The 22,472-nt window shown below is 32.6% G+C and carries 20 protein-coding genes; 19 read left to right on the forward strand and 1 reads right to left on the reverse strand.

What is annotated here, in order from left to right:
• Nucleotides 1–78: 78 nt before the first annotated feature.
• The 18 genes from ACWJJ2_RS02760 to spoVAE all read left to right on the forward strand — a co-directional run bounded on the left by ACWJJ2_RS02760 (nt 79) and on the right by spoVAE (nt 19,065).
• Nucleotides 79–1,884 carry a sigma 54-interacting transcriptional regulator gene (locus ACWJJ2_RS02760; protein WP_216303704.1) on the forward strand — a complete coding sequence of 602 codons (1,806 nt, stop codon included), beginning with the start codon at nt 79–81 and terminating at the stop codon, nt 1,882–1,884.
• Between the two features lie 330 nt (nt 1,885–2,214).
• Complete coding sequence (locus ACWJJ2_RS02765) at nt 2,215–3,669, forward strand: 4-hydroxyphenylacetate 3-hydroxylase family protein (RefSeq protein WP_216303703.1); 1,455 nt, start codon at nt 2,215–2,217, stop codon at nt 3,667–3,669.
• A 93-nt stretch (nt 3,670–3,762) separates the two neighbouring features.
• A complete protein-coding gene (locus tag ACWJJ2_RS02770) occupies nt 3,763–4,050 on the forward strand; it encodes a NifU family protein (protein ID WP_216303702.1) in 288 nt (95 codons plus the stop codon).
• The gene (locus ACWJJ2_RS02775) at nt 4,050–4,322 is read left to right on the forward strand and encodes a hypothetical protein (RefSeq protein ID WP_216303701.1); all 273 of its coding nucleotides are present in this window, start codon (nt 4,050–4,052) and stop codon (nt 4,320–4,322) included. The genes ACWJJ2_RS02770 and ACWJJ2_RS02775 overlap by 1 nt, the downstream gene beginning before the upstream one ends.
• A gap of 18 nt (nt 4,323–4,340) precedes the next feature.
• Nucleotides 4,341–5,648, forward strand: coding sequence for an acetyl-CoA hydrolase/transferase family protein (locus ACWJJ2_RS02780; protein ID WP_220285844.1), 1,308 nt, complete (start codon nt 4,341–4,343; stop codon nt 5,646–5,648).
• Nucleotides 5,649–5,671: 23 nt separating this feature from the next.
• Entirely contained in the window at nt 5,672–6,589 is a 918-nt protein-coding gene (locus ACWJJ2_RS02785; protein ID WP_462953807.1) for a DMT family transporter, read from the forward strand.
• A gap of 80 nt (nt 6,590–6,669) precedes the next feature.
• Nucleotides 6,670–8,148, forward strand: coding sequence for an acetyl-CoA hydrolase/transferase family protein (locus ACWJJ2_RS02790; RefSeq protein WP_216303726.1), 1,479 nt, complete (start codon nt 6,670–6,672; stop codon nt 8,146–8,148).
• Between the two features lie 99 nt (nt 8,149–8,247).
• Entirely contained in the window at nt 8,248–9,618 is a 1,371-nt protein-coding gene (locus ACWJJ2_RS02795) for an aldehyde dehydrogenase family protein (protein WP_462953808.1), read from the forward strand.
• Between the two features lie 76 nt (nt 9,619–9,694).
• Complete coding sequence (locus tag ACWJJ2_RS02800; RefSeq protein WP_216303698.1) at nt 9,695–10,813, forward strand: 4-hydroxybutyrate dehydrogenase; 1,119 nt, start codon at nt 9,695–9,697, stop codon at nt 10,811–10,813.
• A gap of 72 nt (nt 10,814–10,885) precedes the next feature.
• A complete protein-coding gene (locus ACWJJ2_RS02805; protein WP_220285843.1) occupies nt 10,886–11,524 on the forward strand; it encodes a nitroreductase family protein in 639 nt (212 codons plus the stop codon).
• Between the two features lie 470 nt (nt 11,525–11,994).
• Nucleotides 11,995–13,368, forward strand: a complete 1,374-nt coding sequence (locus ACWJJ2_RS02810) for a hypothetical protein (RefSeq protein ID WP_216303696.1) — start codon at nt 11,995–11,997, stop codon at nt 13,366–13,368.
• A 563-nt stretch (nt 13,369–13,931) separates the two neighbouring features.
• On the forward strand, nt 13,932–15,233 hold the full coding sequence (locus ACWJJ2_RS02815) for an acetyl-CoA hydrolase/transferase family protein (protein ID WP_216303695.1): 1,302 nt from the start codon (nt 13,932–13,934) through the stop codon (nt 15,231–15,233).
• 249 nt (nt 15,234–15,482) lie between these two features.
• On the forward strand, nt 15,483–15,818 hold the full coding sequence (gene spoIIAA, locus ACWJJ2_RS02820; RefSeq protein ID WP_165413394.1) for an anti-sigma F factor antagonist: 336 nt from the start codon (nt 15,483–15,485) through the stop codon (nt 15,816–15,818).
• A gap of 13 nt (nt 15,819–15,831) precedes the next feature.
• Nucleotides 15,832–16,260 (forward strand): anti-sigma F factor, encoded by a 429-nt coding sequence (spoIIAB, locus tag ACWJJ2_RS02825; RefSeq protein WP_165413395.1) that lies wholly within the window; start codon nt 15,832–15,834, stop codon nt 16,258–16,260.
• A gap of 10 nt (nt 16,261–16,270) precedes the next feature.
• Nucleotides 16,271–17,023, forward strand: coding sequence for an RNA polymerase sporulation sigma factor SigF (sigF, locus tag ACWJJ2_RS02830; protein WP_165413396.1), 753 nt, complete (start codon nt 16,271–16,273; stop codon nt 17,021–17,023).
• Nucleotides 17,024–17,229: 206 nt separating this feature from the next.
• Nucleotides 17,230–17,682 (forward strand): stage V sporulation protein AC, encoded by a 453-nt coding sequence (gene spoVAC / locus ACWJJ2_RS02835; protein ID WP_165413397.1) that lies wholly within the window; start codon nt 17,230–17,232, stop codon nt 17,680–17,682.
• A gap of 6 nt (nt 17,683–17,688) precedes the next feature.
• Nucleotides 17,689–18,705 (forward strand): stage V sporulation protein AD, encoded by a 1,017-nt coding sequence (gene spoVAD / locus ACWJJ2_RS02840; protein ID WP_216303694.1) that lies wholly within the window; start codon nt 17,689–17,691, stop codon nt 18,703–18,705.
• Entirely contained in the window at nt 18,706–19,065 is a 360-nt protein-coding gene (spoVAE, locus tag ACWJJ2_RS02845) for a stage V sporulation protein AE (protein ID WP_165413399.1), read from the forward strand. It begins immediately after the preceding gene.
• 46 nt (nt 19,066–19,111) lie between these two features.
• Here spoVAE and ACWJJ2_RS02850 read toward each other — a convergent pair whose 3' ends face one another.
• Nucleotides 19,112–21,493 carry a transglycosylase domain-containing protein gene (locus tag ACWJJ2_RS02850; RefSeq protein ID WP_216303693.1) on the reverse strand — a complete coding sequence of 794 codons (2,382 nt, stop codon included), beginning with the start codon at nt 21,491–21,493 and terminating at the stop codon, nt 19,112–19,114.
• Nucleotides 21,494–21,711: 218 nt separating this feature from the next.
• On the opposite strand from ACWJJ2_RS02850, the gene yunB reads away from it, so the two are divergent.
• Nucleotides 21,712–22,389 carry a sporulation protein YunB gene (gene yunB, locus ACWJJ2_RS02855; RefSeq protein ID WP_165413401.1) on the forward strand — a complete coding sequence of 226 codons (678 nt, stop codon included), beginning with the start codon at nt 21,712–21,714 and terminating at the stop codon, nt 22,387–22,389.
• Nucleotides 22,390–22,472: the final 83 nt, after the last annotated feature.

The following is a 22,472-nucleotide window of genomic DNA, read 5'->3' on the forward strand; positions in this document are numbered from 1 at the left end:
TTCTGATATAATAAAATTAAGCTATGTAATCTATAAATAATGAATAGCTTAATTTTTTATAGATTGAGAGGTGTTTTTATGAAAGTAAGGGATGTTATGATAAAATGTGATTTCATACTTAAAGAAAATAATACTTTTTATGAGGCGTCGCAGTTATTTAGTAATAATGAAGTTGAAGTTATACCTATATTAGATGAAAAAGAAATTTTGGTTGGTGTTATAACGAAAAATGACATAATTAAGAATTTTATTGAGGGTACAAGCCCTAATATATGTATTAAATATCTTTCACGTGGTAAAGAAAATATTATCAATGAGGATGATAAAATACAGGATTATGTTGATGCGAAGGAAAGTTATTTGGGAGTTGAAAATTCAGTTGGTAAATTTGTTGGCTGTTTTAGTGTGAATAATATGTTAAAGCGAGGTTTTGATAATCAATCAGAAAAAATAAGTGAGCTAAAGCAAAGATTAAATTGTACGGAAGAATGTGGCAATGCAATCCTTAATTGCACAGAATTAGATGCAATTATTGAATCGTCATTTGATGGTATTTACATAACCGATGGTAAAGCTAATACGTTAAAGATTAATAAATCTTATGAAACCATAACAGGTATACAAAGAAAAGGTATGATTAATAGGAATATGTATGAACTTGAAAAAGAGGGATACATATCTAAATCAGCTACTCTTATGGTATTAAAAAATAGAAAATCTAATACCATTGAGCAGGAATTTAGTACTGGTAAAAAAGTATTGGTTTCTAGTAATCCTATATTTGATGATAAGGGTAATATAAGCATGGTGGTTACAAATGTACGAGATATAACGGAATTATACGAATTAGAAGAACAGCTAACTAAAAATAGGAAGCTTACAGAAAAGTATTATTCAGAGATAGAAACTATGAGAATTCAATATTTAAATTTGTCAGATATGGTTGCTAAGGATAAAGCGATGATAGATTTATTGGAGGTTGCTAAAAGAGTAGCTAGTGTGGATACTACTGTTTTAATATTAGGAGAAACTGGAGTTGGAAAGGAAGAAATCGCTAAGTTTTTACATAAAAATAGTACGAGACAGAATAAAAATTTTATAAAAATTAATTGTGGAGCAATCCCTCAAAATCTTATAGAATCTGAGCTCTTTGGATATGTAAAAGGGGCGTTCACAGGGGCTAATAAGGAAGGCAAAATGGGACTTTTTGAAGTAGCAGATGGAGGTACAGTTTTTTTGGATGAAATTGGAGAACTTCCTTTGAATATACAAGTTAAGCTACTTAATGTACTTCAAGAGGGCGAAGTGGAAAGAGTGGGGTCGGTTAAATCAATTAAAATTGATGTAAGAGTATTAGCAGCTACTAATAGGAACTTAGAAGATATGACTAAAGAGAAATCATTTAGATCAGATTTATATTATCGTTTAAATGTGGTCCCTCTTACTATCCCACCACTAAGGGATAGGAAAGAGGATATTGTTCCTTTAGTCCAACATTTCTTATCTCAATTAAATAAAAAATATAACTTTGAGAAAACTTTCACGATTGAGGCGATGAATACACTTTATAATTACAGTTGGCCGGGTAATGTCCGTGAACTTAAAAATATTGTAGAAAGGGTTATAGTGATGAGTAGTAGTGATAAAATATTCCAAAGTGATTTGTCGATTAAAACCTCTTCGAATGTTATGGAGAGAAATATTGAATGCGGGGATGCATGTAATTTAAAAGAGGCAGTTGGAAAAGTTGAAGCTAAACTTATTAGCCAAGCGTTTGATAATGCTGGTAATGTCAGGGGTGCTGCAAAAATACTTGGAATTGATGCCTCTACTTTTGTTAGAAAGCGTAAAAAATATTTTGGAAAAGAAGCGTTGCAAAAATGAAACGTGTTGCAAAAATGCAAAAACAAGTAATTACCTTCTAAATCTCATATAGTATGCACGAGTTTATAGAATTCTGTCGGTTGAGTTTCTAATATCTGTTGCCTTTATGCAACAGATATTAATAAAAAATAATATATTTGTGATTGTTTTCACAGATATATTATTTTTTTTATAAATATATCTGTTAAAACAATCACAATAATTCATTAAAATACATTAATATAATAGTATTTAAGAAAACATATCACATATTTGTAACTTTGGCACAGGTATTGCTACATATGTAAATGTAAAGTTACATAAAATACACATGTGAGGGGAATGGTTTTAATGGGATTAATGACTGGCGAACAATACGTAGAAAGTCTTAGAGAATTGAATTTAAAAGTTTATATGTTTGGAGAAAAAGTAGAAAATGTAGTAGATAACCCTATAATTAGGCCTTCAATGAATTCAGTTAAAATGACTTATGATTTGGCACAAATGCCTGAATATGAAGATTTATTGACATCTACTTCAATAATTACAGGTGAAAAAATTAACAGATTTGCTAATATACATCAAAGCACAGAGGATCTAGTTAAAAAAGTTAAAATGCAAAGATTATGTGGACAAAAAACCGCTTCATGCTTCCAAAGATGTGTTGGCATGGATGCATTTAACTCTGAATATAGTACTACTTATGAAATAGATAAAGCTTGTGGAACGGAGTATCATGAAAGATTTAAAAAGTTTTTAAAATATATTCACGAAAATGATTTAATAGTAGATGGAGCAATGACAGATCCAAAAGGAGATAGAGGTCTATCAATATCAAAACAAGAAGATCCAGATATGTATCTTAGGGTAGTTGAAAGAAGACCTGATGGTATTGTAGTCAGAGGGGCAAAGGCTCATCAAACTGGTATATGTAATTCTCACGAAGTTTTAGTTATGCCAACTATTGCTATGAGACCAGAGGATAAGGACTATGCAGTATCATTTTCAGTGCCAACAAACACAGAAGGCATTATTATGATTCTTGGACGTCAATCCTGCGATACAAGAAAAAGTGAAGAAGGCGCAGATATCGATGTTGGAAATTATAATTATGGTGGAGTAGAAGCTTTAACTATCTTTGATGATGTATTCGTACCAAATGAACGAATATTCTTAAATGGAGAAACAGAATTTGCAGGTATGCTTGTTGAAAGATTTGCAGGATACCATAGACAAAGTTATGGCGGATGTAAAGTTGGCGTAGGTGATGTGCTTATTGGCGCTACGGCACTTGCAGCAGATTATAATGGAACTAATAGAGTATCACATATTAAAGATAAATTAATAGAAATGACTCACCTAAATGAAACACTATACGCTTGTGGAATTGCATGTTCTGCAGAAGGTCATAAAACTGAATCAGGTAATTATATAATAGATTTGTTACTTGCTAATGTATGTAAGCAAAATGTTACAAGATTCCCATATGAAATAGTAAGACTTGCTGAAGATATCGCTGGAGGATTAATGGTAACTATGCCTGCAGATAAAGATTTTAAAGATCCAATAACCGGACCTTATCTTGAAAAATATTTAAAAGGTGTTGCATCTGTTTCAACTGAAAATAGAATGAGAATATTAAGATTAATAGAAAACTTAGCACTTGGAACCGCGGCAGTTGGTTACAGAACAGAATCAATGCATGGTGCAGGTTCACCACAGGCTCAAAGAATAATGATAGCAAGACAAAGCAATTTAGCCCATAAAAAGGCCTTAGCAAAAGTGATAGCTAGAATAAAAGAATAAATTATTTATAAAATACATTTTTCATAATATGAAAACCTTAAATATATAAGGGGTAACCCACCCCGCATATATTTAAAAGAATGGAGTGACGTAATGTTTGCTGAAATTGAAAAAATCCTTGAGATGAATGTCAGACCAAAGCTAAAAGATCACTATGGAAATATTGAACTTGTTAGCTTCGACGATGGAATAGTTGAGGTTAAGCTTTTGGGGCAATGTAAGGGATGTTTATCTGCAAAATTTACCATTGAAGATGTGGTTGAAGTTGCACTTAAAGAAGCAATTCCTAGCATTAAAAAGGTAATACTTAAAAATGAAGTAAGCGAAGAGTTATTAGAACAAGCTAGAAAATTTTTAAGTAAGGGTAATAGAGGGAATTAATGAAAATTGGTATTAAATATTGTGGAGGATGTAATCCAACTTATGATAGGCCAGGGGTAGTGTCAAAATTAAAGAAATATATTGGCAAAGCGCACAGTATTGAAACGGCAAAACACGGGATTATTTATGATGTGGTTGTTATTTTATGTGGATGTACCAGTGCTTGTGCGAGTCACCAAAATCTTGAAGCTAAATATGAAAAAGTATATATAACTTGTGAAAACGATAACAGAAAATTGCTTAATATTATAGACAAAATCAAAGTTTTGTAATTGGGGAGAGTGATAATTATGAACTTAGAAGAAATTTATAAATCAAAGGTTATTACGGCGGAGCAAGCAGCAGGGAAAATAAAGTCAGGAAATAGGGTAGTTACAGGACATGCTTGCGGAGAGCCAACAGATGTTATATCTGCAATGGTAGCTAATAGTAAGGCTTATGAAAATGTTGAAATCGTACATATGGTGGCAATGAGTAAAAGTGAATATGCAAAGCCAGGCATGGAAAAACACTTTAGACATAACTCATTATTTGTAGGGGGAACTACAAGGGAGTCAGTAAGCTCAGGAAGAGCAGATTTTACACCATGTTTTTTTTCTAAGGTACCTGATCTATTTAAAAATGGTTATCTACCAATAGATGTGGCAATTGTTCAAGTTTCAGCACCAGATGAGCACGGTTGTTGTAGTTTCGGTGTATCTATTGATTATACAAAGACTGCAACGGAATGTGCAAAAATGGTAATTGCAGAAGTAAATAATAAAATGCCAAGAACTATGGGAGACTCTTTTATACATATTTCTGATATTGATTATATTGTAGAAGTAAGTCATCAAATAATAGAGCTTAATCCTCCTAAAATTGGAGATGTTGAGAAAGCTATTGGAGAGTATTGTGCTTCTTTAGTTGAGGATGGTTCCACACTTCAACTTGGAATAGGAGCTATTCCAGATGCAGTACTTTTATTTTTAAAAGACAAAAAAGACTTAGGCATACATTCGGAAATGATTTCAGACGGAGTAGTTGAACTTGTTGAAACAGGAGTTGTAACAAATCAGGCTAAGACAATTCATCCAGGGAAAATAGTAGTAACTTTCCTTATGGGAACCAAAAGACTTTATGACTTTGTTGATAATAATCCAATGGTTGAAATGTATTCTGTAGATTATGTAAATGATCCGGTTATAATTTCAAAAAATAATAAAATGGTTTGTATAAATTCTGCTATTCAAGTAGATCTTATGGGGCAGGTCAATGCAGAAACTATAGGTTTAACTCAGTTTAGTGGAACTGGTGGACAAGTTGATTTTATTAGAGGTGCAGCTATGGCAAAGGATGGAAAATCTATTATTGCCATGCCGTCTACAGCAAGCAAAGGAAAGATTTCCAGAATTAAACCAATGCTTGATGAAGGAGCAGCGGTTACAACTTTGAGAAACGAAGTGCAATACGTAGTTACTGAGTATGGTATTGCAGAGCTAAAAGGTAAAACATTAAGAGATAGAGCAAGGTCTCTCATAAATATTTCTCATCCAGACTTTAGACCTTCACTTATGCAAGAATGGGAAAAGAGATTTAAAGCCAAATTCCAAAATTAAATGCAAATTATAGGGGGAAACAAATGAGGAAAGGTTATGTGTATATTATTCTAACTGCTCTACTATACAGCACTCAGGAAATTGCAAATAAAATGCTAGTAAAAAATGGAATGGATTCATTTCAAATTACATTTCTAATATTCACAATCGGCGCAATACTATTAACTCCATTTGCAATAAAAGATATTAAAGCTAAGAAGTTAAAGCTTGGTATAAATGATGTTGGCTACTTTGCATTAAATGGTGCACTATGTATACCCATCTCAATGGCGCTGTTATCATTTGCAGGTAAATATACTCTAGCTTCAACTTCAGCGGTTATATTTAGTTCAAATGCGATATTTACAGTACCCTTTGCTTATTTAATTTTAAAAGAAAAGATTAATAAAGCAACATTAATATCTCTTTTGGTAGGTATTTTAGGTGTTATTATAATTTTCAATCCATCAAAAATGGTAGCAGGAATGAATGGTGAATCTTCTAATTTGTTAGGAATAACACTTGCATTAGGTGCAGCTATAGCCTGGTCGCTATTTACAGTAATTAGCAAAATTAGAATAAATCAATACGGTGGTTATGTATTTAACTGTATAGCATTCTATATTGGAGCATTCTTTGTATTAATAATACTTTTAGCTACAGGAAGACCTATAGTCAAAGGAATTGATGGTAATGCAGGTTTAGTACTCGTGTACATGGGCCTATTTATAAAGGCACTTGGATATGTATTCTACCTTGGAGCAATAAGGTTAACATCAGCAGTTACAGCATCCTTAGTATTTTTAATAAAGCCTGCTTTAGCTACTATGCTTGCTGTAATGATACTTGGAGAGAAGCTTGAATTAAATATAGTTATAGGAATTGGATTTATTATTGTGAGCTCGTATATTGCATTTAAATCTAAGCGAGCTTCAGAGATTTCTCAAGTAGTTACTAACTAAATACTTAAGATAATCTTTTACATTTAATATAAACTGGAGGTGTAATTTTGGAAAATGCAAGAATAAGAAGTCAAGAAGTTATGAAAAAAGTAGTTTCTGCGCAGGAAGCAGCGGGTCTAATAAAAGATGGAATGGTAGTTGGAGTAAGTGGGTTTACTCCATCAGGTTATCCTAAGGATGTTCCTTTAGCTCTTGCGCAAAGAGTTAAAAGTACTGGCGAAAAAATGAAACTCACATTGTATACAGGTGCGTCTGTTGGTGCAGAAATAGATGGAGCTTGGACTGAGGCGGGTATAATTTCAAAAAGAATGCCCTATCAAACTAACAGCAATTTAAGAAACTGCATTAATAAAGGGCTTACAGAGTATATTGATATGAATTTAAGCTGTATGCCTCAATTTGTAAATTATGGATTTTTACCTAAAGTTAATGTTGCAATTATAGAAGCTTTGGCAATTACGGAAGAAGGCAACATAATCCCTACAACAGCAGTGGGGAATGCAGCTACTTATGTGGAAAATGCAGATATGGTTATTATTGAAGTTAATGAAAATCAGCCATTGTCATTAGAAGGTATTGCAGATATTTATACGTTAGAAAATCCTCCCTTCAGGAAGCCAATTCCAATAACACATCCGGGAGATAGGATTGGAACAACTTATATACCTTGTAAACTTGAAAAAATTGCTGCAGTTGTGATGACAAATACATCTGATAAAACAAGAGCGTTAAAACCTATTGATGAAACTTCTAAAGCAATTTCAAAAAACTTAATAAATTTTCTTGAAAATGAAGTTAAAGAAGGAAGGCTCCCAGAAAATTTATTACCTTTGCAATCAGGAGTTGGGAATGTAGCGAATGCAGTGCTTGCAGGACTTTGTGAAACTAATTTGAAAAAGCTTACCTGCTATACAGAGGTAATACAGGATTCTATGCTTGATCTTATAAGATGTGGCAAAGCAGAAATGGTTTCAGCTACAGCATTAAGCCCTTCACCAACTGGAATGGAAGCTTTTAGACGTGACGTTGGCAGTTTAAAAGATAAAATTGTATTGAGGCCTCAGGAAATAAGTAATAATCCAGAAGTTATTCGAAGGCTTGGAGTTATTGCTATGAATACAGCTTTAGAGGTTGATATATATGGTAATGTTAATTCAACTCATGTTATGGGTACAAAGATGATGAATGGAATAGGTGGCTCTGGAGATTTTGCAGGAAATGCTTCTTTAACCATATTTACAACAGAATCTATAGCCAAGGGTGGAGATATATCTTCAATAGTTCCAATAGTTTCGCATGTAGATCATACAGAACACAATGTTATGGTAATTGTTACTGAACAAGGCACCGCAGATTTAAGAGGTAAGAGCCCAAAGGAAAGGGCAGTTGCGATTATTAATAATTGTGCTCATCCGGACTATAGGCCACAACTTTTGGAATACTTGGAGAAAGCAGAATGTTGTGCTGGAAAGCATACCCCTCATGTGTTATGCGATGCGCTATCCTGGCATGTAAGGTTTATGGAAACAGGTACAATGAAGATGAATAAAGAATTATAAAATGTATTTTCGTTAAATAATATGATAATCTAATAGTAAGTTAATATAAAAAATATATAAATATATAAAACAATATAAAACAAATAGGAGGAAGATAAAATGGATAACAAGGCATATATAAATGAAATGATGATTAAGGCAAAGACAGCTCAAGCAGGTATTGCAAATTATAATCAAGAACAGGTGGATGATTTAGTTAGAGTTATTGGTAAGGTTATATTTGATAATGCTGAAATACTTGCAAAAGAAGCGGTAACTGAAACAAGAATGGGAGTTTATGAAGATAAGGTAGCTAAGAACATGGGTAAGTCAAAGACTATATGGAACAGTTTAAAAGGTAAAAAATCTGTAGATATCATTGGAGCAGAAGAAGGAAAAGAAGGAATAGTACTAGTTGCTAAGCCAAAGGGAGTTATAGCTTCTATTACACCAACTACAAATCCAATAGTTACACCTATGTGTAATGCCATGTTTGCATTAAAAGGAAGAAATGCAATTATTGTTGCTCCACACCCAAGATCTAAGGATTGCTCAGCACATGCTGTTAAACTAATGAATGATGAATTAAGGAAACTAGGAGCACCAGAAAATTTAATTCAAATAATATCAGAACCATCTGTTGAATTAACTGGAGAATTAATGGCAGCTGCTGATACAGTTGTAGCTACTGGCGGAATGGGAATGGTAAGGGCTGCTTACGCAAGCGGAAAACCAGCATTCGGAGTAGGAGCAGGAAATGTTCAAGTTATTATTGATAGAGATTATGATTTTGATAAAGCCGCTAAAGATATTATAGCAGGAAGAAAGTTTGATAATGGTATCATCTGTTCTGGAGAACAATCAATTATTGCTCCAGTTGAAAAACATTCTGAAATAATGAAGGCATTTGTTGATAATGGTGCATACTACATTGAAGATGAAGCAACAATTGATAAGTTTAGAAAGGTTATGTTCCCAGGTGGAAGTATAAATGGCAAACTTGTTGGTCAATCAGTTCAATTTATTGCTGATATGGCAGGAGTTATGGTTCCTGAAGATACTAAAGTAGTTATACTAAAAACTAAAGGAATAGGATCACTAGATGTACTTAACAAGGAAAAAATGTTCCCATTTATGATCACAATGACTTACAATACTTTTGAAGAAGCAGTAGAACTAGCTAAAACTAACCTTTTATATGAAGGCGCAGGTCATACTACAGCGGTTCATTCAAATGATAATGATCATATTGAATATGCAGGAAAAGAATTACCTATAAGTAGATTAGTTGTTAATCAAACATCATCAACAGGAGCGGGTGGAAGTTTCAATAATGGATTCAATCCATCTACAACTCTTGGCTGTGGATCTTGGGGAAATAATTCAATATCTGAAAACTTTACGTATTACCACTTAATAAATATATCAAGAATAGGATATTTCAATAAGGATGCTAAGGTTCCAACTATAGAGGAAATTTGGTTAAAATAATATAGAGTTATTAGGTTTCAATTTATGTTGAAACCTAATTTCCTAAATTAAATTAAATTAAATAGGAGGTAAAATAATGAAATTATTTTCAATTAAGTCACAAATTCATAAGTTTGATACAGCAAAGGATTTTGCTGAAACCTTTAATATCGGTGAAGGAGATTTTGTATTATCAAATGAATTTATATATAATCCTTTTTTCGGAAGCCTAAATCTTAACGCTGAAGTAGTTTTCCTAGAAAAATATGGAGTTGGAGAACCTTCAGATGAAATAATTGATGCAGTTCTCGCTACTATTAAGGGGAAAACTTTTAAAAGGATTTTTGCTGTTGGTGGCGGTAGTGTTATTGACATAGCAAAGCTTCTTGTAATAAAAGGTGATAATACAGCATTAGATTTATTTGAGAAAAAAGTTCCACTTATAAAGGATAAAGAGCTTATAATAGTTCCTACAACTGCTGGAACGGGTTCAGAAGTTACAAATTTATCTATAGCTGAAATTAAAGCTAAACATACAAAAATGGGCCTTGCTACAGATGAATTATTAGCTGATCATGCAGTACTTATTCCAGAACTAGTTAAAGGACTACCATACAGATTTTTTGTTGCTAGTTCAATTGATGCGTTGATTCATGCTATTGAGTCCTATGTATCTCCAAAATCTAATCCATACACAGAATTATTTAGTGTTAAAGCAATGGAATTGATTTTAAAAGGATACGTTCAAATAATTGAAAAAGGTGAAGAATACAGAAAAGAAATAATTGAAGATTTTGTAATAGGTAGTAACTATGCTGGTATTGCTTTTGGAAACACAGGAGTTGGTGCTGTTCATGCACTTTCTTATCCACTTGGTGGAACTTACCACGTTCCTCATGGAGAAGCAAACTACCAGATGTTTGTTGAAGTATTTAGAACTTATAATAAGAAAAATCCAAATGGTAAAATTAAAGATATTAAAAAAATACTTGCAGATATTTTAAATGTAAATGGTGAAGATGATGTATTTGCAGCACTTGCCAGCATACTTGATAAATTATTAACTAGAAAACCTTTGAAAGACTACGGTATGAAGGTAGAAGATATTGAAGGCTTTGCGGATAGCGTTATTGTAGGTCAGGCAAGACTTTTAGCTAATAATTATGTGCCTTTAAGCAGAGATGAAATTAGAGACGTTTATAAGAATTTGTATTAAAATATAAGGAGAGAGGGTTAAACCTCTCTCTTTATAGTATATGATATACAATATAAAATTAGGAGGTATTCCATGTCGAATTTAGATTTTATTTATAAAAGACACAGTATACGAAAATTTAAGGACGAAGTTATTCCTATGATTGATTTAGAGGAGATTATTAAAGCGGCTATTCACGCTCCATCGGGTAAAAATGTTCAGAATTGGCACTTTGTAATAATTAGAAATAAAGAAAAGATAAATGAAATTGTAAAAGTCGTGGAAGATAAAAATTCAGAAATAGCATCTAAAATTGTAGATGAAAATATTAAGGCAATTTTCACTAAATCTTTAAAATACCATATTGCATTTAGGAATGCTCCTTGCTTAATTCTAGTATATGCTGGAAATTATAAACCAACAGGATTTGAAGAATTTAAGGCCATTAATGAAAGCGCAGATGATATACAAGAACTTTTTAATACTGCACCAGGAATACAGGGAGCATCGGCCGCAATGGAAAACTTATTACTTGCAGCAGCGAGTCTTGGCTATGGCACATGCTGGATGACAGGTCCAAATTATGCTGCAAAAGAAATTGGAGATGTGCTTAATTTTAAAAAAGAAGAATATTCATTAATGGCATTAACCCCTATTGGATTACCATTAGAAGAGGAAAATAAAAGCCCTCGTAGAAAGCCTGTGGATGAAGTTATTACAGTTATACTCTAAAAAATTCTTATTGATGATACCAAAGATTTTTACTAAAAATTAATGAATAGAAGCAGGGTGATTTTGTATTTAATTATCTTGATTCTATTTATTTTCATGTTCTTGGGTCGCGCTTTTTTAGATGAAATGCTGAATTTCTTTTAGGTATACAAGTTAAGATACTTAGTATATACTAAATAATAAGATATATGTATTATACAGGGATTTATAAATTTTTTTGCTAATATTTGTGAAAATAATCACAATAATTCATTGAAATACTAAGAAAAATGCATTCAGACATATTAAAATGACAGTGGTTTTGGTAACGATTTCTTACTAAGTGAAAGCTATATTAAATTAGATAATATATAGTCAAAACAAAAAAAATATAATTTAGGATAGTAATAGGTATGAACTTAGAAGATATTTACAAATCAAAGGTCATTACGGCAGAACAAGTGGTAGGAAATAAAATCGGAGGTTAATTTATGTCTATTAAAAAAGAGTTTGTGAAAGAACAACCATATATACCTGCAGGTCCTTTTAAGATAAGAATACCTGGAATTCACTATAAGTTTCAAATGGCAGATTATATTCAAGGATTACTGATGTGTGCGGTTTGTCTTGGAGCTATTCCAATGCTCCAGGAATTTTTAGGAATGCCTTTTGAAGTAGCAATGGCAGTTGTTGTGTTAAATGGTATATTTTATTGTGCACATGTATTTTTAGGGGATCCAGTTGTGCCTGGGTGGGTTACACCAGCCATTCCACTTCTCATTCTTTATGTAAGTGATTATGCCATAGGACCTGAAAGAATACAAGCATTAATTGCATTTGAAATGAGTCTAGGAGCTTTAGCATTATTATTAGGTGCTACAGGACTTGGTAAGAAGATAGTTCACATTGTTCCTAATGCTATGCAGTCCGGCATTATAATTGGAGCTGGTATTGCAGCTGTAAATATTATATTTGTAAAAGGTGCTCGTTTTGATCAATTTCCAATTTCTATTGTTGTTTGTGTAGGGTTAGGTTTCTACCTTTTATTTTCAAATCATTTTAAAAGTATTAGCAATAAAAATAAAATTTTAAAAGCAATATCTAATTTAGGCATACTACCAATTATAGCACTTGCGATAATATTTGCGCCTTTAGTTGGGGAAACAGCTTGGCCTAAGGTAGAATGGGGTATAACAAAACCAGCTTTTGGAGTTTTATGGACACAATGGACCCTTTTTTCTAAAGATATAGGGTTTCCTCCAGTCAAAATGTTTATAAATGCTCTACCGATGGTTATTTCTGCATATATAGTTTTATTTGGTGATATGATACAATCTCAAGCGTTAATAGGAGACTGTAAGAAGGAGCGACCAGATGAACTTATAGATTATAATCCGAACAGATCTCACATAATATTTGGTCTTCGTAACATGCTAATGTCTGTAATAGGACCAGATCTTACAATGTGTGGACCACTATGGGCAGCAATGCAAGTTGTTATTTGTGAAAGATATAAACATGGCAAGGAGTCTATGGAGTCGATATTTGGTGGAGCGGGTTCCTTCAGATTCGGTACGCTTACTGGATATTTACTCTTACCAATAGTTTCCCTATGCAAACCTATCTTAGGAATTGCACTAGCATCTACAATGCTAATACAGGGGTATGTTTCTATAAGGGTAGGAGTTTTGAAGGCGCGTACAGCAAATGATCTAGGTATTGCAGGTGTTATGGCTGCTGTAGTTGCAACAAGAGGGGCAGCTTGGGGATTAGCAGCAGGCATTGTACTTTGTATAATCATTCAATCAGGAAATAAACCAAAATTTGATGTTATGCTGTTTGAAAATGAAGAATTGGAGGCATAAGCAAGAGAAAGACTTTTGAATAAAAGGAATAGAAGCGAGGTGATTTTACATTTTATTATACTGCTTCTATTTATTTTATGTTTTAGTGCCTTTTTTATTTTGTTAAGTTTTGTACAAAATAAAAAAGGCTAATAAGAGTTATGAAGTTTCAAACTGATGTATTTTAATAAATACATGGGAAATATGGTTATAGATATAATTAAAGAACCTTATTTAGGTATACAAGTTAAGAGAATTAGTGTATACTAAAAGAATAATAAGTGGAAAGATAAGCCAATTAGAATTGGTGTGAAAATGAACAAGTTTAAAAAATGCAGGAAGAACAATAAATATTAGTATATATATTATGCAGGAGTTTATAAATTTCTGTAAATTCGCTTTCTAATATTTGTGAAATAAATCACAATAATCCATTGAAATACTAACAAAAATGTGCTAATACAAATTTTAAGAAATATTATAACCTTATTTATAACAACGTTTCCTTAAAAACTGAAACTATGATATTAAAATATTTAATATATAGTCAAAACAAAAATTTATAATTTAGGAGAGTGATTGGTATGAACTTAGAAGAAATCTATAAATCAAAGGTGATTACGGCGCAGCAAGCGGCAGGGAAAATAAAGTCCGGAAATAGGGTAGTTACAGGACATGCTTGTGGAGAGCCAACAGAGATTATAGCTGCAATGGTAGCTAATTGTAAGGCTTATGAAAATGTTGAAATTGCACACATGGTTCCTATGGGAAAAGCTGAGTATACTAATACTGGAATGGAAAAACATTTTAAGCACAATGCTTTATTTGCAGGTGCTCCTACAAGAGAAGCCATTAGAGATGGAAGAGCAGATTTTACACCTTGTTTTTTTTCTAAGATACCTGAGCTATTTAAGAAGGGCTATCTGCCAATAGATGTGGCAATTGTTCAAGTTTCAGCACCAGATGAACACGGTTATTGTAGTTTCGGTGTATCTGTTGATTATACAAAGACAGCAACGGAATGTGCAAAAATGGTAATTGCAGAAGTAAATAATAAAATGCCAAGAACTATGGGAGACTCTTTTATACATATTTCTGATATTGATTATATTGTAGAAGTAAGTCATCAAATAATAGAGCTTAATCCTCCTAAAATTGGAGATATTGAGAAAGCTATTGGAGAGTATTGTGCTTCTTTAGTTGAGGATGGTTCCACACTTCAACTTGGAATAGGAGCTATTCCAGATGCAGTACTTTTGTTTTTAAAGGATAAAAAGGACTTAGGTATACATTCGGAAATGATTTCAGACGGAGTAGTTGAACTTGTTGAAACAGGAGTTATAACAAATAAAGCTAAGACACTTCATCCAGGGAAAATAGTAGTAACTTTCCTCATGGGAACTAAAAGACTTTATGACTTTGTTGATAATAATCCAATGGTTGAAATGTATTCTGTAGATTATGTAAATGATCCGGCTATAATTGCAAAAAACAGTAAAATGGTCTGTATAAATTCTGCTATTCAAGTAGATTTTATGGGACAGGTAAATGCAGAAACTATTGGATTAACTCAGTTTAGTGGGACAGGTGGACAGGTTGACTTTATTAGAGGTGCAAGTATGGCAAAGGACGGTAAATCTATCATTGCAATGCCTTCTACAGCAAGCAAAGGAAAGATTTCAAGAATTACGCCTTTGCTTGATGAAGGAGCAGCGGTTACAACTTTGAGAAACGAAATACAATACGTAATTACTGAATATGGTATTGCGGAGCTAAAAGGTAAAACATTAAGAGATAGAGCAAGGTCGCTCATAAATATTGCTCATCCAGACTTTAGACCTTCACTTATTGAGGAATGGGAAAAAAGATTCAACTGTAAGTTTTAGTAAAATATATAATAAACACTAAAGATATAGTAAAAAGAAGCAGTGACTTTGTATTTAGTCATCCTGCTTCTTTTTATTTTCATATTTTACTGTAGTATCTAATAAAAATGGGTATAACATAAAAAAATGAAAAAATATTACATAAAAAAAGAAGGAAAATCATGTAAGTTATAGAATATAGAATAAAGGTACATTATTTAGGCAATACTGAAAAAATATTTTAATTTAAAATGATTTGGGGGGAAGAAAATGCATTTAAATTTTGAAAATAGCGAGGACAAATTGATAGTTTACATGTTTGGAGAACTAGACCATCATAGTGCTGAAGAAGTAAGGAACATTATAGATGATCGTTTAGAACGAGATAGCTACAATAAATTAATTATGGATTTCAAAGATGTGACGTTCATGGACAGCTCCGGTATTGGTGTGGTCATTGGAAGATACAAAAAGTTACATATGAAAAATGGGAAAGTATGCGTAACTAACATTAAATCTTCAGTAAAAAGAGTATTTGAATTGTCAGGAATGTTTAAGATTATTATGTCATATGATGACGTTGAACAAGCTGTAAACAACATTTAGTGGGGGGATTAGTATGTGTTACAATAGAATTAAAATTGAATTTTTAAGTAAATCGCAGAATGAAAGTTTTGCAAGAGTAGCAGTAGCAGCATTCGCTTCACAATTAGATCCTACAATTGAAGAAATTACCGACGTTAAAACAGCAGTATCAGAAGCAGTTACTAATGCAATTATTCATGGATATGATAATGAAGAGGAAATGATTAATATAGAAGCTATTATTAATGGAACTGAACTAACAGTGATAATAGAAGATGTAGGAAAAGGAATTGACAATTTAGAACTCGCTAGGCAACCATTATATACTTCCCGCCCAGATTTAGAGAGGTCAGGTATGGGTTTTACTGTAATGGAGACTTTTATGGACAGTTTAGAAGTAAAGTCTGATAAAGGTAGGGGAACAAGTATAATAATGAAAAAAATATTTAATCCTTTAAGTTAGGTGGAATATTATGGATCAAAAAATAGTAAGAAAAGAAAACTATACTTATGAAGATAATATGCAACTTATTCAATTGGCTAGAAATAAAGAACCGGGTGCATTAGATACGTTGGTGGAAATGAATTTACCATTAGTTTCATCAATAAGTAAAAAATTTCTTAATAGGGGATATGAGTATGATGATATATTTCAAATTGGATGTATTGGCTTAGTAAAGGCAATTAATAATTTTGATACTAAGTATAATGTGAAATTTTCTACATATGCCGTACCTATGATAATGGGAGAGATTAAAAGATTTCTTAGAGATGATGGAATTATAAAAGTAAGTAGAAGCGTTAAGATTACTGCAAGACAATTACATTATGATAAAGATACTCTAACCAAAGAATTGGGGAGGGAGCCTACTATTGATGAACTGTCGGTTTTTTCAAAAATTGAAAAAGAGGATATAGTATATGCATTAGAGTCTGCTAGCAATATGCTGTATTTATTTGATACAATACACCAAGATGATGGTGCCCCAGTACTATTAATAGATAAATTAAGTGAAAAATACGAAGAAGATAATCAGGTTTTAGATAAAATTTCCCTTAAAGAAGCACTTAGAAAACTTGATGCAAAATCAAGGCAAATAATTATGCTCAGATATTTTAAAGATAATACACAAATTCAAGTTGCAAAAATGATGGGGATTAGCCAGGTACAAGTATCGAGAATAGAAAAAAAAGTTTTGAAAATAATGAGGGAAAAGTTGATCTAATAAAAGTGAGTGTATAAGATGAGATATAAATAAGGAACTTCAATTTTAAATTTTGAAGTTCCTTATCTATAAATTCGTCTTATTTTTTTTGACTAAAAATAATATTAATGCAAATACTAACATAAAGAATTAGCATATTATATTTGCATAATACAATATAATAAATGATTAGTAGTGACTATTAAAAGCGACAAGGAGGACATTTCATGAAAGTGGAAGAAAAAACTATAAGAAAAAAATTTGATAAACTTAATTCTAATAACATCCCTAAACCTAATTTAGGATTGCATTGTTTTAATGCTTTTTGGGTTGGAGGCTTAATATGTGTAATAGGACAATTTATCAGTGACATTTTTTCTGGAATTGGTATTCCTAAAGATGAGGTAGGCACATATGTATCTATAGTTATGGTTTTTCTGGGAGCTGTGCTTACTGGCATAGGGGTATATGATAAGCTAGGTGATTTTGCAGGAGCAGGTTCTGTTGTGCCAATTACAGGGTTTGCAAATTCAATCGTTTCACCAGCAATGGAATTTAAAAAAGAGGGTTTTGTTTTTGGTGTTGCAGCTAAAATGTTTACTATTGCAGGGCCCGTTTTAGTATATGGAATAGGGTCATCTGTAATTGTAGGAATTTTATATTATTTTTTAAGGTGGTGATTTAAAATGGGTAGAAGAATTGGTCTTCAAACAGTAGAAATCGAAAGTAAACCTAGAATTATCAGTACATATAATATAGTTGGGCCTAAGGAAGGGCAGGGACCATTAAAAGAGTATTTTGACCGGATTTTAGAAGATGATCTTAATGGAACTGAAAGCTTTGAAAAAGCTGAAACTAGTTTATTATATACTGCTGTATCAGAGGGCATAAAAAAAGCAAAACTAAAAGAAGTTGATATAAATTATCTACTAGCAGGTGATTTATTAAATCAGTTATCTTCTTCATGTTTTGCAGCTAGAGATTTGAATATACCATTCCTAGGACTTTATGGAGCTTGCTCAACTATGGCAGAGTCTTTAAGCGTTGCTTCAATGATAATGGAGGGTGGGCTGGCTAATTATGTTATAGCAGCTACTTCATCACATTTCTCATCAGCTGAAAGGCAATTTAGATTGCCACTGGAAATGGGAAGTCAGAGAGCTCCAACAGCGCAATGGACCGTTACAGGTGCAGGAGCAATGATTTTGGGAAAAAAAGGTAAATTTCCATATGTTACCCATGTTACAACTGGAAAGGTCAAAGATTATGGAATAATTGATGTGAATAATATGGGAGTTGCAATGGCGCCAGCGGCTGTAGACACTATTAAACAACATTTTATGGACACGGGTCGAAAGCCTTCGGATTATGATATTATAGCTACTGGAGATTTGGGCATTATAGGAAGAGAATTTACAGAAAAACTATTACTAGAATATAAGTACGATATGAAGGGTCATTACATTGACTGTGGTGAGGAAATTTTCGATGCGCAGACCCAAGGAACTAATGCGGGTGGTAGTGGGTGTGGATGTTCTGCAGTGGTTGCAACAGGGTACTTACTAAAAAATATGCTAAAGGGAAAATTTAAAAGAATACTACTAGTTTCCACAGGTGCACTTTTAAGTTCAACTTCACCGCTTCAAGGAGAAACAATACCAGGAATTGCTCATGCCGTTTCAATAGAGTTTGGGGGTGAATAAATGAATAATTATATTATGTCTTTTATAGTTGGAGGGATAATTTGCATAATAGGCCAAATACTTATGGACACTACTAAATTAACTCCAGCTAGAATACTAGTTTTATTTGTAACTGCTGGTGTAATATTAGGTGCATTAAATATATATGATGTGGTGATAAAATATGGAAAAGCAGGTGGAAGTATACCTCTTCCTGGGTTTGGGTATAGTTTAGCTAAAAGTGTAATGAAGGAAGTAGATGAAGTTGGTATTATAGGAGCATTTACAGGAGGTATAAAGGGTACTGCGGGCGGTATTACTGCTGCAATTTTCTTTGGATATATTATGGCGTTGTTATTCAATCCTAAAACTAAAGGGTAATAAAAAACTACTATCAAATATTTGATAGTAGTTTTTTATTTATGTGTTAAGGCTTAGTAAAATAGTTACCTTTAGTTTTAGGAATGCTAGCTTTAGGAGTGGCAACTGGGGGGAATATACTATTATTTGAAAAGGTGTCAACTGCTGTTGGTAATACATAAGCAGAGTCCTCTAGAAATACATTAGGTGTATAATTTCTCTTTATAAAAACTTTTGTTTCAATTTTTCCAGGTGGCGTAAATTCTGATGCAAGAACATATTTACCACTTGGGTCTTTGATAACCTTAGCCAAAACATGTATGTTATCAAGGGATGTAGGTTGAGTTCCATCAATAAATAGTTCGGAGTAAACTCTATTGCCTCTTGGGTCTGCATAAGTTAAATCAGTAGGTATATCACCTGAATCTTTTGATACGGAATAGGGAGATATACCAGAAGGCATTTCTAAGTTTTTCACTGGAAGAGACGTATGGGCTTTTTTCATAATATTTCCCCATAGTGAAGCGGCATCATTACTTCCAATATTTTTAAGTTCATCTCCCTTATCGGTTCCAATCCAAACAGCTGTAGAGTAATATGGAGTTAAACCAACAAACCACAGATTCTTAGAATCGGAAGAAGTACCAGTTTTACCTCTGACTGGCATGTCGCCAAAAACAGCATTTGTTCCAGTACCACCAGGACTTACAGGTCCTTTTAATAAATCATATATAATGTATGCACTTTGAGGAGATAAAACAGGTTTTGTTTCAAGTTTTGTTTCAAGCAATACTTTACCAGATCTATCGACTACTTTAGTGTATAATCTGGGAGTTGTACGTAGCCCATTGTTACCAAAAACACCATATGCCGCTGACATAGTGAGAGGATTAGTGCCTTTATAAGTACCACCATCTAATTGTCCAAGGGCCATAGCAGATATACTATTCTTATCTTGGTCATCTAACTGCAACCCAAACTTTTCGCCATAAGAAACGCCAGTCTTAAGACCAATCATATCCTCAATTTTAACAGCTGCAACATTAACAGAATATTTTAAGCAATCTCTAAGAGGTAAATATCCCTTATATCCAAGCGGGGAATTTCTAGGATTATAAGGAGGTGTACCTGGAGCAGAATATTTCTTGCCAATGTCTTCAGGTATAGGTGAATCTTCAATAATAGTAGAAGCTGTAGCTGTTTTTGAATCGATAGCTGGACCATATACGGTTAGTGGCTTAATGCTTGATCCAGGAGCCTTTAAGTAGTCATTCGACGCACCTCTGTTATAAGACATAGGAACTTGGTCACCACGTCCACCTATAATAGTTTTAACTTCACCTGTATGATAATCTGTGATAACACAGGCTGCCTGGAGGCCTGCTTGCGTTGATTTCATAGGATCATCAATTAGTTTCTGTGATGCATTTTGCATATCTCTATTCATGGTTGTATAAATTTTTACACCATCGTACATAAGCATTGAATATGCTTCCTTTTTACTAATATTATTTTGTTTCATTAAATCCTCAGCAACCTGTAGGAGTACAGGTCTTGAGAAGTACTCATAGTTCATTTTGTTTGCATCTTTTTGTGAAAAACTAAAATTTAAATCTTCAGCCATAGCTGAATCAAATTGTTCTTTGCTGATTTTGCCACTATTGTACATATTATCAAGAACGGCTTTTGTTCTATTTGAATCAAAAGCTTCTTTATTTTTATTTGATTTAGATGCCAAATTATATGAAACACTAGGATTTTGTGCAGCGCTAGCAAGAAAAGCGCATTGTTTTAAGGTCAAATCTTCAACAGATTTGTTAAAATATTGATGAGAGGCTGCTTCTACACCATGAGCATTTCCTCCTAGAAAAATAGTGTTCATATAAGTCTCTAAAATTTGAGACTTGGTCAAAACTTTTTCAATTTGTAAGGATAAAGACATTTCTTGAATTTTTCTCTTTATAGAAGTTCTGTTTTCCATAGAATCTTCTAAAAACACTCTATACTTAACTAATTGTTGAGTTATAGTTGAAGCGCCCTGGAGACTTTGACCGCTACCAGCTATTTTTATCTTTATATCATTAAAAATAGCACCACCAAGTCTTTTTAAGTCAACACCTGGGTGTGTTTGAAATCTAACATCTTCAATACTTATAAATGAATCCTGAAGGATGACCGGAACTTTATTAATAGGTACATTAATTCTTCTTTGTGAAATAACATATTCATCCATAGTCTTTCCAGAATCGTCTAATAACATTGTAATCTCATCCAATTTTAAAAATTCATTAATATCTAAGATAGGAGCTGTCTTAATCATAGCTAGAACTGCTCCTCCAATAACTACACTGCTTACTAAAGCTATAATTAGAAAAGTAAAAACAAGGGTTCTAAAAACATGTTTCTCAGTTTCTTTTTTCTTTTTTTTATTAGGTTCTTCTTTTTCCATTAAGTATCCTCCTTGCATTTCTCAGGAGCTGAAAACACTTATTAAGTAGCTTTCCGCCTTCTAAAAATTCATCTTGTTTAACTATAATTAGCTTTTAATATTATACCATATAATCATGGTATTTATTTGAATGTGGCTTAATATAGAATATTGAGTTTGAGTTGGATATTTAAATTCTTTACCGTAAAAAAGTTACATATAATAGCATATAACCTTAGATGGAGGTAATAAATATCAAAAATAAAATTAAAGTTAGGATATTAATAATTATAGCCATAATTATGATAAATTTTACAATATTCATATACATTTTTGATAAAACCGTAATGCCAACGGTAATGGCGGTAGCGGATGCGGAAATGAGAGCAAAGGCTACAGAGATTGTAAATAGATCAATTATTAGTGAATATTCCAAGCAATTTAACTACGACCAGGTTATAAGAGTGGATAAAGATTCACAGGGGAATATTGTAATGCTAAAAGCGGATACTCTAAAAATGAATAAAATAGCATGTGATGTTGCTTTAGAATCCCAAAAGGAACTTATGAAATTGGGGGAGGTTGGTATGAAAATCCCAATAGGTTATATAACAAGAAATAGTATTTTATCTTATTATGGCCCTAAAGTAACCATAAAAATGCAGCCGATAGGCCATGTAGAAACTAAATATTCTTCTGAGTTTGAAAGTGCAGGTATAAATCAAACAAGGCATAAAATTTATGTTAAAGTAAAAACTACCGTTAAAGTAATTGCGCCTTTAAAAAGTAATGATATCGAAGTAGCTAATGAAGTACCAATTGCTGAAACTATTATAGTGGGAAAAACACCTAATACTGCAGTTCAATTAGATTTAAATGGTACAGATTTTAAACTGGGCAATAGTGGTAGTGATTAACAAAAATATAAAAAATAAAGTACGCTATTAATAATAACGTACTTTATTTTTATAAACTAACAATATGTATTTAAGAAGTATTG

The organism is Clostridium sp. CM039 (assembly GCF_055081075.1).

Excerpts from the sequence above, each read along its gene's own strand:
- ACWJJ2_RS02760 (WP_216303704.1), top strand. The coding sequence starts at position 79 with ATGAAAGTAAGGGATGTTATGATAAAATGTGATTTCATACTTAAAGAA.
- ACWJJ2_RS02765 (WP_216303703.1), top strand. The coding sequence starts at position 2,215 with ATGGGATTAATGACTGGCGAACAATACGTAGAAAGTCTTAGAGAATTG.
- ACWJJ2_RS02770 (WP_216303702.1), top strand. The coding sequence starts at position 3,763 with ATGTTTGCTGAAATTGAAAAAATCCTTGAGATGAATGTCAGACCAAAG.
- ACWJJ2_RS02775 (WP_216303701.1), top strand. The coding sequence starts at position 4,050 with ATGAAAATTGGTATTAAATATTGTGGAGGATGTAATCCAACTTATGAT.
- ACWJJ2_RS02780 (WP_220285844.1), top strand. The coding sequence starts at position 4,341 with ATGAACTTAGAAGAAATTTATAAATCAAAGGTTATTACGGCGGAGCAA.
- ACWJJ2_RS02785 (WP_462953807.1), top strand. The coding sequence starts at position 5,672 with ATGAGGAAAGGTTATGTGTATATTATTCTAACTGCTCTACTATACAGC.
- ACWJJ2_RS02790 (WP_216303726.1), top strand. The coding sequence starts at position 6,670 with ATGAAAAAAGTAGTTTCTGCGCAGGAAGCAGCGGGTCTAATAAAAGAT.
- ACWJJ2_RS02795 (WP_462953808.1), top strand. The coding sequence starts at position 8,248 with ATGGATAACAAGGCATATATAAATGAAATGATGATTAAGGCAAAGACA.
- ACWJJ2_RS02800 (WP_216303698.1), top strand. The coding sequence starts at position 9,695 with ATGAAATTATTTTCAATTAAGTCACAAATTCATAAGTTTGATACAGCA.
- ACWJJ2_RS02805 (WP_220285843.1), top strand. The coding sequence starts at position 10,886 with ATGTCGAATTTAGATTTTATTTATAAAAGACACAGTATACGAAAATTT.
- ACWJJ2_RS02810 (WP_216303696.1), top strand. The coding sequence starts at position 11,995 with ATGTCTATTAAAAAAGAGTTTGTGAAAGAACAACCATATATACCTGCA.
- ACWJJ2_RS02815 (WP_216303695.1), top strand. The coding sequence starts at position 13,932 with ATGAACTTAGAAGAAATCTATAAATCAAAGGTGATTACGGCGCAGCAA.
- spoIIAA (WP_165413394.1), top strand. The coding sequence starts at position 15,483 with ATGCATTTAAATTTTGAAAATAGCGAGGACAAATTGATAGTTTACATG.
- spoIIAB (WP_165413395.1), top strand. The coding sequence starts at position 15,832 with ATGTGTTACAATAGAATTAAAATTGAATTTTTAAGTAAATCGCAGAAT.
- sigF (WP_165413396.1), top strand. The coding sequence starts at position 16,271 with ATGGATCAAAAAATAGTAAGAAAAGAAAACTATACTTATGAAGATAAT.
- spoVAC (WP_165413397.1), top strand. The coding sequence starts at position 17,230 with ATGAAAGTGGAAGAAAAAACTATAAGAAAAAAATTTGATAAACTTAAT.
- spoVAD (WP_216303694.1), top strand. The coding sequence starts at position 17,689 with ATGGGTAGAAGAATTGGTCTTCAAACAGTAGAAATCGAAAGTAAACCT.
- spoVAE (WP_165413399.1), top strand. The coding sequence starts at position 18,706 with ATGAATAATTATATTATGTCTTTTATAGTTGGAGGGATAATTTGCATA.
- ACWJJ2_RS02850 (WP_216303693.1), bottom strand. The coding sequence starts at position 21,493 with ATGGAAAAAGAAGAACCTAATAAAAAAAAGAAAAAAGAAACTGAGAAA.
- yunB (WP_165413401.1), top strand. The coding sequence starts at position 21,712 with ATGGAGGTAATAAATATCAAAAATAAAATTAAAGTTAGGATATTAATA.